The sequence below is a fragment of the Streptomyces sp. NPDC005017 genome (assembly GCF_042873115.1).
Lineage (GTDB): Bacteria > Actinomycetota > Actinomycetes > Streptomycetales > Streptomycetaceae > Streptomyces.
On record NZ_JBIALD010000002.1, the window covers coordinates 197,070 to 209,577 of the forward strand.

11 protein-coding genes are annotated in these 12,508 nt (G+C 72.6%); 6 read left to right on the top strand and 5 right to left on the bottom strand.

Annotated features, from left to right (window positions below; all coding sequences use genetic code 11):
* Positions 1-62 precede the first annotated feature (62 nt).
* Genes ACFYR0_RS03695 through ACFYR0_RS03705 form a run of 3 tightly spaced genes read right to left on the bottom strand, consistent with a single transcriptional unit; the run spans position 63 to position 2,912 of the window.
* Positions 63-992 (bottom strand): glycosyltransferase, encoded by a 930-nt coding sequence (locus tag ACFYR0_RS03695; protein WP_389321491.1) that lies wholly within the window; start codon positions 990-992, stop codon positions 63-65.
* Positions 993-1,027: 35 nt separating this feature from the next.
* Positions 1,028-1,963, bottom strand: a complete 936-nt coding sequence (locus tag ACFYR0_RS03700; protein WP_389321493.1) for a class I SAM-dependent methyltransferase — start codon at positions 1,961-1,963, stop codon at positions 1,028-1,030.
* Positions 1,956-2,912 carry a fatty acid desaturase family protein gene (locus ACFYR0_RS03705; protein WP_389321495.1) on the bottom strand — a complete coding sequence of 319 codons (957 nt, stop codon included), beginning with the start codon at positions 2,910-2,912 and terminating at the stop codon, positions 1,956-1,958. The genes ACFYR0_RS03700 and ACFYR0_RS03705 overlap by 8 nt, the downstream gene beginning before the upstream one ends.
* A gap of 608 nt (positions 2,913-3,520) precedes the next feature.
* Here ACFYR0_RS03705 and ACFYR0_RS03710 point away from each other — a divergent pair.
* Positions 3,521-4,024 carry a GNAT family N-acetyltransferase gene (locus tag ACFYR0_RS03710; RefSeq protein WP_389321497.1) on the top strand — a complete coding sequence of 168 codons (504 nt, stop codon included), beginning with the start codon at positions 3,521-3,523 and terminating at the stop codon, positions 4,022-4,024.
* A gap of 353 nt (positions 4,025-4,377) precedes the next feature.
* Here ACFYR0_RS03710 and ACFYR0_RS03715 read toward each other — a convergent pair whose 3' ends face one another.
* The gene (locus ACFYR0_RS03715) at positions 4,378-5,934 is read right to left on the bottom strand and encodes an IucA/IucC family protein (protein ID WP_389321499.1); all 1,557 of its coding nucleotides are present in this window, start codon (positions 5,932-5,934) and stop codon (positions 4,378-4,380) included.
* A gap of 102 nt (positions 5,935-6,036) precedes the next feature.
* Here ACFYR0_RS03715 and ACFYR0_RS03720 point away from each other — a divergent pair, with 102 nt between their 5' ends.
* From ACFYR0_RS03720 to ACFYR0_RS03730, 3 genes are all read left to right on the top strand, one after another.
* On the top strand, positions 6,037-7,533 hold the full coding sequence (locus ACFYR0_RS03720; RefSeq protein WP_389321501.1) for an IucA/IucC family protein: 1,497 nt from the start codon (positions 6,037-6,039) through the stop codon (positions 7,531-7,533).
* Between the two features lie 92 nt (positions 7,534-7,625).
* A complete protein-coding gene (locus tag ACFYR0_RS03725; protein ID WP_389321503.1) occupies positions 7,626-8,888 on the top strand; it encodes a VWA domain-containing protein in 1,263 nt (420 codons plus the stop codon).
* On the top strand, positions 8,888-9,697 hold the full coding sequence (locus ACFYR0_RS03730) for a hypothetical protein (RefSeq protein ID WP_389321505.1): 810 nt from the start codon (positions 8,888-8,890) through the stop codon (positions 9,695-9,697). Before ACFYR0_RS03725 ends, ACFYR0_RS03730 begins: the two co-directional genes overlap by 1 nt.
* Positions 9,698-9,763: 66 nt before the next feature.
* Here the strand turns inward: ACFYR0_RS03730 and ACFYR0_RS03735 are convergent, their stop codons facing one another.
* Positions 9,764-10,390 carry a winged helix-turn-helix transcriptional regulator gene (locus ACFYR0_RS03735; protein WP_389321507.1) on the bottom strand — a complete coding sequence of 209 codons (627 nt, stop codon included), beginning with the start codon at positions 10,388-10,390 and terminating at the stop codon, positions 9,764-9,766.
* A 94-nt stretch (positions 10,391-10,484) separates the two neighbouring features.
* Between ACFYR0_RS03735 and ACFYR0_RS03740 the strand changes: the two genes are divergently transcribed.
* Positions 10,485-11,693 (top strand): pyridoxal phosphate-dependent aminotransferase, encoded by a 1,209-nt coding sequence (locus ACFYR0_RS03740; protein WP_389321509.1) that lies wholly within the window; start codon positions 10,485-10,487, stop codon positions 11,691-11,693.
* Between the two features lie 159 nt (positions 11,694-11,852).
* Positions 11,853-12,482: a hypothetical protein gene (locus ACFYR0_RS03745; RefSeq protein ID WP_389321511.1), complete on the top strand. Its 630-nt coding sequence runs from the start codon at positions 11,853-11,855 to the stop codon at positions 12,480-12,482.
* Positions 12,483-12,508: the final 26 nt, after the last annotated feature.

Genomic DNA, 12,508 nt, shown 5'->3' on the forward strand with positions numbered 1-12,508 from the left:
CCTCGGGGCATGCCGAGGGCACCGTCCGGCATGGACTGGGCGTTGTCGGTGTCAGGCCGTGCTCAGTCGTGCGCCGCTTCCCCTTCGAAGATCGGCAGTTCGGTGGTGGCGACCCGCAGGGAACGCCGGTTGAACCATTCGGCCGCGGCCACGGAGCCCAGCGCCGCCACCGCGGTGACGCCGGCCGCCGTCCGTGCGAGGCGGGAGCGGGAGCGCCGTGCCGTGAGCGCGGCGACGGCACCGCCGGTGATGCCGAACCGGGTCAGTACGCCCGTCAGCGCGAGGGAGCCGACCGCCTCCTCGACATGGCCGCGCAGGCCGAGCCGGGAGTCGTCGCGGTAGCTCTTGGGCTTGACGTAGTTCACCGTGCGCATGCCGAGCCCGAGGGCGGCCATGATCGCGCCGACGTTGCCCTTGGTGAAGGTGAGCCGGCCGAGCCTGCGGGCGACGTCCTGGCGCATGACGAAGAAGGAGCTGGCGCCGTGCGGGATGGGGTGCCTGCCGAAGGTCGTCTCCAGGAAGTAGAAGACGGCCTGTCCGACCAGCAGCCGTGCCGGGTCGTCGCGCTTGCGGGTCGAGGTCACCCCGAACACCGCGGCGACCTCGGGCCCGGCCTGGTCCAGTGCGGCCACGAGCTGCGGCACGATCTCCGGCGGGGTCTGCATGTCGGCGTCCAGGACGCACACCACGTCACCGCGCGCCGCGATCATCCCGGCCTTGCTGGAGGCGGGCTGTCCGCAGTTGGGGCGCAGCTGCACCCAGCGGAACTCCGGTGTGGTGGCCCGCAGTTCGGCGAGGACGCGCGCGGTGGAGTCCGAGCTGCCGTCGTCTACCGCGAGCACCTCGAAGGAGCGGCCCCAGTTCTTGCCGACGGTCACGGCCCGCTCCACGGCCTCCCGGGCGATGTCCTCCTCGTTGTACATGGGGATGACGAAGCTCAGGTCCACTCGGTCGGCCGGCTCGCCTCGGTGCGCGTTGGGTTCGTGGCTCATGGTGTCCCTACAGTCGTGAGTCGGACGGCCGGCCGTCAGCGGGCCCGCTTGAAACTGATCATCATCTGGGCGGTGGGGGCGAACCGGGCCCGCAGGAAGTCGACGACGGCGAAGAACGCGGTCAGCGGCTCGTACACGACGTTCGTGTAGGCGGGCTTCTGCGGGGTGACCTTGATCCAGCCGCGGTCGCTCAGCCACGCCATCACACTGATCGCCCACTGGGGCGCGCCCTGTGTGTAGTAGCTGTCCGACTTCCGCAGCCCCACCTCGGCGCCCAGGCGGTCGAGTCCGGGCTCGGTGAAGAGCACGAAGTGCCGGGGGCAGTGCAGTCCGCCCCAGTTGCGATGGCGGAACAGCCTGGCGTCGACGGTGTCGGTGTTCGGAGTCTTCATCAGCAGGACACCGTGCTCCGAGAGCAGGCCGTTCATCGCCTCCATGACCCTGCGCGGGTCGGGCACGTGCTCGATGATGCTCATCATCAGGATCAGGTCGAACGGCTCGTCCGACTTGAACTCCTCGATGGGCATGCAGTGGTAGACGTGCCCGGCGGCCTCGGCGATCGGCGCGGCGGCCTCCTGGAGGTCGACCTCGTGGGTCTCGGTGACCCGCTTGTCCACGCCGCGCACGGTGGTCAGCAGCCAGCCGGAGCCGCCCCCCACGTCGAGAACCCGGAGCTTTCTACCCGGAATTCCTTTGAGCACCTTCTTGAGCATACGGCCGTCGAGCCGCTCCTTGATGCGCTCGGTGAAGGTGGTCGATTCCGCGATACCGCCGTAGGAGTAATAGTTCGGCGGGTAGATCTCGTCGAGGCGGTCGGCCGGCGGGGAATCCAGATATACGGCCGTGCAGGAGGGGCAGCGGGCGTAACTGTATTCCTGGTCGCTGGTGAAGTATTCCTTGTCGTACGCCTTGCCGAACAATTCGACCGAGGTCTCCCCGCAAATGGGGCAGGCCATCAACTTCTCAGCCACGACGAGCCTCCAGTATCAGCGCTCTGACAGCCGTTCCGTATCCGATACGACTGGCCTCCATCTCCGCCGCGAGGGGTGTGCGGGCGAAGAACTCTTCCATCTCCGCGAATCGGGTGTACGAGATCGCGGGGTCCCAGTGGTGCAGCAGATGCTGGTTGAATCCCGCGGCCCCGAAAGTGCGCGCCAGCGGCCCGGTACCGAAGAGGCGGTTCACCGGCCCGTGGAGCTCCACCGAGAAGTCGGTGTCGCAGGGGGCGTCGAGATGGCGGTGCTCGACGATCGTCCGCACGGTCGCCAGCAGCGGGAACACCGTCGCGACCGCGATGATCCAGGTGAGGGCGGCGAGCTCGGCCCCGCCGAGGAACAGGCCGGCCACGAGGCCCGCGTGGACGGCGAACGAGCGCAGGGAGGCCAGTACGCCGCTGGAGGTCCGGGTGGACCTCGCCCGGCTCTCGCCGCGCTTCTCGCTCTGCTCGCGTTTGCGCAGCAGGACCTCCAGCACATGGACGCCGGTCACCGCCTTCAGCATGTTGAGCACGGAAAGACACAGGTGGTAGGTGGTCTCCGTGTCCTCGTGGTCGCCGAGGTGGGCGTGGTGCGCCATGTGGGTGAAGCGGTAGTTGACGGTCGTGGAGCCGTAGAGGAGCCAGACGAACCAGTCGCCGAGGCGGTCGTTCGTCCTGCGCCTCGGCGCGAGGTTGGTGTGGGCCGCCTCGTGGCCGAAGAGGAACAGGGAGTGCAGCCAGTAGCCGGTCCAGCAGGCCGCGGCCGCGACCAGCGCCGCCGTCGTCCAGGCCGGCCCTCGCGGGGTGGCGGCGACGGCCAGGACGCCGAGGGCGAGGAACGCGTAGCAGAGCCCGATGTCCCGCCACACGACGCCGTAGCGCGGCTTCAGCTCCTTGCGGAAGTCCACCCAGCGCACCCCGTCATAGGTGACGATCGACGGCAAGTGCGGCGAGCCCGGATTACCCTTCCCCCGCGCCCCGCCCTTGACTGATTCCATAACCACCCGCCCCCGCGTTGTGTCGTAGGACCGTCCACCGGTTCACCGGAGGATCCGCTCACGCCGATTCGTTGATTTTTGACACAGGTGTGCCTTTCAAGGCGTACGAATTCGATTTCTCACACACCGGGGAAACCGGTCACCTCGGGCAACAGCCATGGATCGCGGCTCGATCCGTGGCACACCGGGCGATGGCGGTGAGTATCTCCATCCCGTCGGCGGCGAATCCGGAAGGTCGGGTCCGGTTTCGCGACGACGCACTATTGAACGTTTTTCCAGAGCCTCCCCGTCGATGCTCCGCGCCTCGGGACGGCCCCAGTAGAGCACACTCCAAGAGCGAGAGAAAAGATTTACCGGGCGCTTTCCTGTTCACTGTCCAACTGATCTTGCCCCGGACCGGGCGGCGTATGGGGGCCGGACCGGGCGACTTACCGACAGAAAGGCATTCCCGGATTTCCGGGACTCGCGGTTCCGCTTTCCGCCCTGACTGGGAGAACGGCTACGGTGACTACCCGTAGCCGTCCGACGAGCAAGTGCACCGGCGAAGGAGAACCATGATCCGACCAGCCACAGCCAGGGAGCTGCCGCTCCTGCAGGACATCGAGCGGGCCGCCGGCAAGTGCTTCGCCGACATCGGCATGGTCGCCGTCGCCGAGGACGAACCGCCGTCGCTCAAGGTACTGGGTGAGTACCAGGAGGGGGGCCGCGCATGGGTCTGGGCGGACGGTGACGACCTGCCGGTGGCCTACCTGATCGCGGACCTGGTCGACGGCAGCGGCCACGTCGAGCAGGTGTCGGTCCACCCCGACCACGCCGGCCGGCGCATCGGCCGCGACCTCATCGGCCACGCGGCCGACTGGGCCAGGGCCCAGGGCGCCCCGGCACTGACCCTGACCACGTTCACCGAGGTCGTGTGGAACGGGCCGTACTACGAGAAGCTCGGCTTCCGCCTTCTCCCCGAGGCGGAACTGACGCCCGGACTGCGGGAGATCAGGGCCGCGGAGGCCGCGCACGGGCTGGACCGGTGGCCGAGGGCCTGTATGCGCAAGGAGCTGTGAACGACTGCCCAGGCCCGTCGGCAGCCGGAGCGTCAGAGACGCGTCAGCACCCGTCAGAAACGGTCGGTGGTAGGCCGGTCGGAAGGACATGACGGTCGGGCCGGACCCGGGCGGTGCCGGACCGCACCAGGTCACGGGGCGCGCCATCAGCGAGGTGCGGGCGGGATGACGCGTCAGCGGCATGTCAGCGAGGTGCCGTCGGGGCGGCATGTCAGCGGCGTGCCGACCCGCGGGCGGCCCGCACGTCGGGGCGGCATGTCAGCGGCATGCCGGCCTGCGGACGGCCCGCCCGGGGGATGTCCCGCGGGCGGCCCGCCCGGCGGTGACGGCCCGGCCCTCGGGCGGCCCGCCCCTCACCCCCCGGCGAGCGGGTTCGCCAGCGGCCGGTAGCGCGCGTCGGCCCCGTCGGCGCCGGTCCAGCGCAGCAGCAGGTTCGTCTTGCCGGGCAGGGTGGGCGAGGCGAGCAGCGCGGCCGCCTCCGGCAGGTCGTGCCGGGCGAGTTCACGGCGTACGGCGGGCCACGGGTCGAGGCCGGGTGCGCGCTCGGCGAGCGCGGCGGCCATCTCCATCAGGTGGTTGACGACCAGGCAGTACACGAGGCGCTCCCAGCCCGCCGCGCGGTCCACGTCGGACAGCACCTTCACCCCCTCGGCGTCCCGGAACAGGGCCTGCACCGGGGTGCCGTGGGCGTCCACGGCGACGAGCGTGTTCTGCAGGTGCGCCTCGACGACCACCCCGTGGTCCGCGAAGGCCGCCAGGGCCGGGGGCACGACGGCCCGCAGATAGGCCTCCCACCAGGCGGCCGGGTCCGCGGCGCGGTCCAGCGGACTGCCGTCGAAGCCCTCCACCAGACCGGCGCAGAGCACCGGTTCCGTGCCGGGCGGCAGACGGCCGGTGAAGCCCTCGCGGACCAGGACGGCGAGTTCCTCGAAGGCGAACCGGGCGGTGCGGTAGCCGAGGTCGCCGAGCCAGGCGGCGTTCCCCGGGGCGGCCGTGAAGGCCTGCGCGGTGGCCTCGTCGGTGCGGCGCAGCTTCAGCAGGTCGTGGCGCCACAGCCGGCGGACGTCGTTGGTGATGCGCACGTCCAGGCTGAACTTGAGGAACAGGTCCCGCTCGGGCGTGTACAGCGTGCGGATCGCCGCCGTCGGCCACAGCGGGAAACCGGTCGTGCCGAGCCGGACGAGGCGCCCGTCGGCGAAGGCCGGGGCCAGTTCCCTTCCCGTCAGGTCGAGTTGCCAGGGGTGCGCGGGCAGCAGCCGGTAGCCGGGCGGGGCCTCGCCGAGCGCGTCCAGCGCCGAGGTGTCGCCCTCCTCCGCGACCTCGTCCTCGCGCAGCCCGAGCAGCACCACGGGGAAGCGGGCGTAGGCCTCCGGCGCGTAGGGCAGCCAGGCGCTCGCGGGGCCGCCGCCGCGCGCCTTGGGGGCGGGGTGGTGGGGGTGGCCGGTGACCAGGGACTGCTCGGAGCGCAGATAGAGGCCGCGCGGCGGGGTGGCACGGGCGCGGGCGGCGAGGATCGCGGCGACCGCGTCGCGGCTGGCGGCGATCTCCGCGGGCAGTTCGTGGCTGGAGCGGCCGGTGTGCGCGGTCAGCTCCTCGACGACGAGCTTCACCAGCTCGGCGTGGTCCAGGGAACGCCAGCCGCCGTCCGCGCGGACCTGCGCGTCGGCGGGCCGCCGGGTGCCGCGCACCCGCAGCAGCCGGCCGCCCGGCAGCCGGTGCACGGACCACTCCCCGTCCCGCTCCAGCGGCCGCGCCACCTCCCGCAGCAGGCAGTTGAGGAGCGGCGCGGCCGCGACGGCGTCGGCGCGCGCGGCGACGCCGTCGCGGTGCGCGGCGTCGTCCGGCGCGGTGCCGTCGGCGGCTGCGGCGTCGTCACCGGCGGGCGGGGGCAGGTCATGCACGCGATCCACTCGTTCTCTGCGGTCGGTTCGGGCGGGAACGATCAGTATCTCCTTCGTCACGCCCCGGCGTGACCGTCGTACGCTCTCACTCCCGTACCCGAGGAGCCCGACGTGCACCGATCCCTGACCGCCGAGCCCGCGGCGGCCGCCGAGCTGGCCGTCGTACGGCCCGACCTGCTGGGCCGGTTCACGGCCGCACTGCCGGGTGCGCGTGCCGCGGTGCTGACCCGGCTGTGGCGCGGGCTCGCGTACGACCCGCTGCCGTGGGTGGAGCGCCGCGAGCAGGACCCGGACGGGCTGACCCTGCGGCTGCGCGACGGCCGGCCGCTGCGCGGCCCGGTGCCCGACCCGTACGCCACCGACGCGTATGTCACCGTCGTACGGCTGGACGAGCGGGAGTACGGCGATCCGGCGCTGCTGATGGACGCGCTGGCGGTCCCGGACGGGGCCGGTCTGGCGACGGAACTCGACCACAGCGCGGTGTCGCTGGCGCTGTCCCGGGCCAACCGGGCCCAGTACGGCCCCGGTTGGCCGGTGCACGGCTGGGAGTGGGAGCGGCGGGTGGTGGACGGGCACCCGTATCACCCCAACTGCCGTTCCCGGCCCGGGTTCTCGGTGGCCGATCAGCTGGCGTACGCGCCAGAGCACGGCCAGGTGGTGCGGCTCGGGCTGGTGCCGGCCGCCGCGGAGCGGTGTCTGGTGTCGGGCGAGTGGCCCACCGAACTGCGGGACGGCGGGCGGCTGCTGATCCCGGTGCATCCCTGGCAGGCCGGGCATGTGCTGAAGCAGACGCCGGGGCAGGGTCCAGAGGCGCGGCCACTGATGTCGTTGCGCACCCTGGAGATCCCCGGCGGGCCACATGTGAAGACCGCGCTCAGCGCGCGGCTGACGTCCTCGGTGCGGGACATCTCGGTGGGCTCGGTGGTCGCGTCGGCGGCGCTGTCGGAGTTCGGCGAGTCGCTCGCGGCACGCTCGGACGGGCTGCTGCACGTCACCCGAACGCTGGGCGCGGCCACGGCCGGCTCGCCCGAACTGGCCGCGATGCTGCGGGAGTCGCCGTCGGTGTACGCGGCCGGGGACGAGCGGGTGGTGCCGGTGGCCGCGCTGCCCGCCACCGGTCTGCCGGACGACCCGCAGTGGTCGGCGCGGTTCGCGCGGCTGGCGCTCACGGTGGGGCTGCGGCTGCTCCGGCTGGGCGTGGCGCTGGAGGCGCACGGGCAGAACCTGCTGGTCGTCCTGTCCGCGGCGGGGGCTCCGCTGCGGCTGGTGTACCGCGATCTGGCCGACATCCGGGTGAGCCCGGAACGCCTGGCCCGGCACGGGGTTCCGCTGCCCGGGGGGATGCCCGGGCGGATTCTCACCGACGAGGTGCCGGACCTGCGCCGCAAGCTGTTCGGTTCGCTGGTCGCGGGCGCGCTGGCGGGGACGACGGGTTCGGGGCGGGCGCTGGGCGCGGCCCTCGGCGAGGCGGTACGGGATCTGCCGCGCACGCCGGATCTCGACGCGCTGACGGGTGGGCCGCTGCCCGCCAAGGCGTTGACGCTGATGCGGCTGTCACCGGGTACGCCGGGCGATCAGTGGACGAACCTGCCGAATCCGCTGGGCTGACGGCGGGGCGAGGAGCGGCCGAGAGGAGCCGCCCCGTCTCAGGGCCGGACCCCGCTTTGAAGATCGTCACCCGGGCTCAATAGGATCCGCCGATGATCACAAGAAAACGGCTGGCGGCAGGAGTCTGCGTCCTGTTCGCCGCCCTGGCCGCCGGGATCGCGGTCCCGTCCGGGGCCGTCGCCGACGAGACCACGGCCCTCGCGCCCAAGGTGAATCTGGTCCTCGACGTCAGCGGCTCGATGCGGGCCCGGGACATCGACGGCCAGTCGCGGATGGCCGCGGCGAAGCAGGCCTTCAACGAGGTCCTCGACGCCACGCCGGAGGAGGTGCTGCTGGGTATCCGCACCCTCGGCGCCAACTACCCGGGCGACGACCAGAAGACGGGCTGCAAGGACACCGCGCAGCTCTACCCGGTCGGGCCGCTGGACCGGACCGAGGCCAAGACGGCGGTGGCGACCCTCACGCCCACCGGCTGGACCCCGATCGGCCCTGCGCTGCTGAAGGCGGCCGACGACCTCGAGGGCGGCTCCGGCTCCAAGCGCATCGTGCTGATCAGCGACGGCGAGGACACCTGCGCCCCGCTGGACCCGTGCGAGGTCGCCCGGCAGATAGCCGCCCGCGGCATCGGCCTGACCATCGACACGCTGGGCCTGGTGCCCAACGCCAAGATGCGCCAGCAGCTCAGCTGTATCGCCGAGGCCACGGGCGGCACCTACTCCTCCGTCGAGCACACCGACGAACTCACCGACAAGGTCAACCAGTTGGTGGACCGGGCGGCCGATCCGGTGGTCACGCCGGTGGCCACCGAGGGCGCCGAGGCGTGCGCGAAGGCGCCCGTGCTGAAGTCCGGCCTCTACACCGACCGGGCGGAGTTCGGGCAGCAGCGCTGGTACCGGGTGGACGTGGAGCCGGGCAAGGAGCTGCGCGTCTCGGCGAGCGTGGCCGCCGACCGGGCCGTCGCCCCGTCCTACGGTGTGCTGCTGCGGGCGGTGACCGTGCACGGCCGGGAGATCGTGCGCGGCGAGGCGTCGGGCAACGGCCGTACGGACGTGATCTCGACGGGTCTGCGCTATCCGAAGACGGAGGGCGACGAGGAGGACGCGCCGGCCGAGGGCGTCTGCGTCCAGGTGACGCACTCCTTCGCCGCGGCGGCCGGTGTGGAGACCACGCCCGGTCTGCCGCTGGAACTGACCGTGGACGTCGTCGACGGCCCCGGTGACTCCGACGACGTGGCCTCCTTCGGTCTCGGGCGCGGCTGGTGGCTGCTGGGCGCGCTGATCCTGACCGGGTTCGTGGCCGGTCTGCTGTGGGGCTGGCTGTCGCGCTGGCGGGTCGCGGTCTGGAGGACCAACTGATGCGTTTCACGAGGATGTTCGGCACGGCCCTGCTGATGCTGGGCCTGGCCGCCGCGCCCGCCGCGGCGGACTCCACCCCGTCGGCCAGCCCGTCCGGGGACAGCGGCGCGCCCACCGAGGCGGGTACGTCGTTCCGTACGGCGGCCGAGATCGACCAGGGCCAGACGGCCACGGCGAACGGCTCCACGGGTGACTTCCTGTACTGGTCCTTCCCGGCGGACGCCGGTCAGCGGCCGGAGGTCCGGGCGACGGTGAAGCTCCCCGAGGCGCACACCGGCGAGACCTGGCAGGTGGAGGTCTACGACGGGCTGCGCCGCCGCCAGGCGTGCCAGTACGGCAAGCAGACGCGGACGGCCGCGCCGGGCACGGCCTCGGTCGAACTGGCCTGTGTGATGCGGACCGTGCGCGCCTGGTCGGAGCCGTGGGCGAACGACCCGCTGCCGGGCACGTACTACGTCCGGCTGAGCGCCGTGGGCCTTGGTGCCGCCGACCGGGGCCTGCCGGTCGGCGCCGAGGTGCGGGTGGACGCCAAGGAGATCGGCGGCGCGGCCGCGGTGGACGGCTCGCTCGGCGAGCCGCTGGTGCCGGGCGTCGCCATGGAGGCCGCGAACTCCGCCGAGGAGGACGAGGACTCGGCCGCGGCGGTGCTGTCCGCCATCGAGCCGGAGGACGGCTGGGCCTCGGGCTGGTGGTCCGACCGCTGGGTGTGGACGGGCGTCGGCGGTGTGCTGGCCGCGCTCGCCGGCATCGGCGGCTACCGGCTGACCCGGGGTGCGGGCCGGCCGACGCACGTCCCTCCGGGAGCCTGATCCGGGAGCCCGGAGCACACCGAGGGCCCGCCGTGCGTGACGCGCACGGCGGGCCCCGCGCTTTTCTCAGCCCTCCCGCAGGGACGCGGCGATCGCCCCGTCACCGCTCACCCCGGCCTTCCCGGCCCGCACGGCCTCGGCGAGGTCCAGTTCGCCCCGTACGACGGCCAGGCAGGTCCCGGCGTCCATCTCCAGCCGCGCGTCCGGGTCGCGGGGGGCGGGCCCGTGGCCGTAGGCCGGTCCGTCCGCCGCGCCGACGTGCAGATGGAAGTCCCCCTCCTCCAGCCGCACCTCGACCAGGCCCTCGCCGTCCAGCAGTCGCAGCAGCGGCAGCGCGAACCAGTGGGCGCGGACCGCGTCCGTCGGTCTGCGCTCGGCCAGTTCGCCCTGTCCCCAGGTGCCGAGCGCGAGCAGTACCGGGAGCAGGGCGCGGCCGTGCGGGGTGAGTTCGTAGACGTGGGCCGCGCCGGGCGGCGGCAGCCGGCGCCGCGTCGTCAGACCGTCGCGCTCCATGTCCCTCAGCCGGGAGGCGAGCACGTCCGTGCTGACGCCCGGCAGGTCCGCGTGCAGGTCCGTGTAGCGGCGGGGACCGGCGAGCAGCTCACGGACGATCAGCAGGGTCCAGCGGTCGCCCACGGCGTCGAGTGCCCGGCCGGCGGAGCAGTACTGGTCGTAGCTTCGGCGAGGTGGCATGCGACGCAGTCTAGACATGTCGTTGGACTTTCCAAGTCGCCACTTGGTAAAACCAAGTAGCCACTTGGCAGAACCGTACCGGAGGGCGCAGCGCATGGAGTTCCGGCAGTCGAACAAGCTCAGCGAGGTCTGCTACGAGATCCGCGGCCCGGTCATCGAGCACGCCGACGCGCTGGAGGCGGCGGGGCACAGCGTCCTGCGCCTGAACACCGGCAACCCGGCCCTGTTCGGCTTCGAGGCGCCGGAGGAGATCCTCCAGGACATGATCCGGATGCTCCCCCGGGCCCACGGCTACACCGACTCCCGCGGTGTCCTCTCCGCCCGCCGCGCGGTCGCACAGCGCTACCAGACCCTCGGCCTGGAGGTCGGCGTCGACGACGTCTTCCTCGGCAACGGTGTCTCCGAGCTGGTCTCCATGGCCGTGCAGGCGCTGGTCGAGGACGGCGACGAGATCCTGATCCCCGCCCCGGACTTCCCGCTGTGGACGGCCGTCACGACGCTCGCCGGCGGCAAGGCGGTCCACTATCTGTGCGACGAGCTGTCCGACTGGAACCCGGACCTGGCCGACATGGAGTCGAAGATCACCGACCGCACCAAGGCGGTCGTGCTCATCAACCCCAACAACCCCACCGGCGCGGTCTATCCCAAGGAGATCGTCGAGGGCGTCCTCGACCTCGCCCGCCGGCACGGCCTGATGGTCTTCGCCGACGAGATCTACGACCAGATCCTGTACGACGACGCCGTGCACCACTCGGCCGCCGCCCTCGCCCCCGACCTGGTGGTCCTCACCTTCTGCGGTCTGTCCAAGACCTACCGGGTGGCGGGCTTCCGTTCCGGCTGGCTGGTGGTCACCGGGCCCCGCCAGCACGCCAAGGACTACCTGGAGGGCCTGACCATGCTGGCCTCCATGCGGCTGTGCGCCAACGCGCCCGCCCAGTACGCCATTCAGGCCGCGCTCGGCGGGCGGCAGTCCATCGCCGAGCTCACCGCGCCGGGCGGACGGCTGCACGAGCAGCGCGATACGGCCTGGGAGAGGCTGAACGAGATCCCGGGTGTGTCCTGCGTGAAGCCCAAGGGCGCGCTGTACGCCTTCCCCCGCCTGGACCCCAAGGTGCACAGGATCCACGACGACGAGAAGTTCGTCCTCGACCTGCTGCTGCGCGAGAAGATCCAGGTCGTCCAGGGCACCGGCTTCAACTGGCCCGCCCCCGACCACTTCCGCATCCTCACCCTGCCCCACGCGGAGGACCTGGAGGCGGCGATCGGCCGGATCGGACGCTTCCTGAGCGGATACCGGCAGTAGCGGGCGGCGCGGGTCGGGGCGGGCGCCGCGGTCGGCCAGGGCCGGCCGGGGCGGGCTGTCAGTGGTGGGCCGTACGCTGCGAAGTGTTCGGATCCTCGAAGGCACCCTGCCCGGACCCCGTCCCCGTCCCCGTTCCCGTCCTCCGGAGAGGAGCACGCCGTGAGCCGGCCGCCCACCGCCGCGCAGCGGCGTGTCATCGACGCCGCCGACCCGGTCACCGGGCGGCTGCGCGGCACCCCGGCGCAGCTCGCGGCCCTGGTGAGCCGGGGTCTGGCCTTCCGGCACCCGAGACCGCCGCACGACCATTTCCTCACCCCGGCGGGACACCGGATACGGGAGGCGGTAGCCGAGGAGAAGGCCCCGCCGCCCCTTCAGCCGCCCGCCACGGGAGGTGTGTTCGCCGCCCGGGTAGGCGGCGAGGAGGAGCCCGCCGCCGGGCCGGCCCGCCTCCGTGAGGTGCACAGCGCCTGGCAGGGGCTGCTGGAGCTGCGCCGGATGACCAACCCCGACGCGGCCGTGGACCGGCCCTGCGGCTGGGAGCGGGCGCATCTGGTGCGGGCCGCCGCGCTGGCGCTGGAGGCGGGCGGACACCCCCCGGCCGGAGCGGACGGCCCCGGCTACCGGGTGCGGGCGACGCCGCAGCCGGACGCCGTCGCCGTGCACGAACCGGACGAGAGGGCGCTGCGGGCCTGCGCCGTCACGCTGGAGCGGGCGGGCTGGCAGACGGGCGAGCACACCGAACCGCGGACCCGTGCGCGCTACCTGCTGGCCTCGCCGCGCCGGGTCTGAGCGCATGACAGGATCGTTGCAGCGCA

Excerpts from the sequence above, each read along its gene's own strand:
- ACFYR0_RS03725 (WP_389321503.1), top strand. The coding sequence starts at position 7,626 with ATGATCACAAGAAAACGGCTGGCGGCAGGAGTCTGCGTCCTGTTCGCC.
- ACFYR0_RS03735 (WP_389321507.1), bottom strand. The coding sequence starts at position 10,390 with ATGCCACCTCGCCGAAGCTACGACCAGTACTGCTCCGCCGGCCGGGCA.
- ACFYR0_RS03740 (WP_389321509.1), top strand. The coding sequence starts at position 10,485 with ATGGAGTTCCGGCAGTCGAACAAGCTCAGCGAGGTCTGCTACGAGATC.
- ACFYR0_RS03730 (WP_389321505.1), top strand. The coding sequence starts at position 8,888 with ATGCGTTTCACGAGGATGTTCGGCACGGCCCTGCTGATGCTGGGCCTG.
- ACFYR0_RS03695 (WP_389321491.1), bottom strand. The coding sequence starts at position 992 with ATGAGCCACGAACCCAACGCGCACCGAGGCGAGCCGGCCGACCGAGTG.
- ACFYR0_RS03710 (WP_389321497.1), top strand. The coding sequence starts at position 3,521 with ATGATCCGACCAGCCACAGCCAGGGAGCTGCCGCTCCTGCAGGACATC.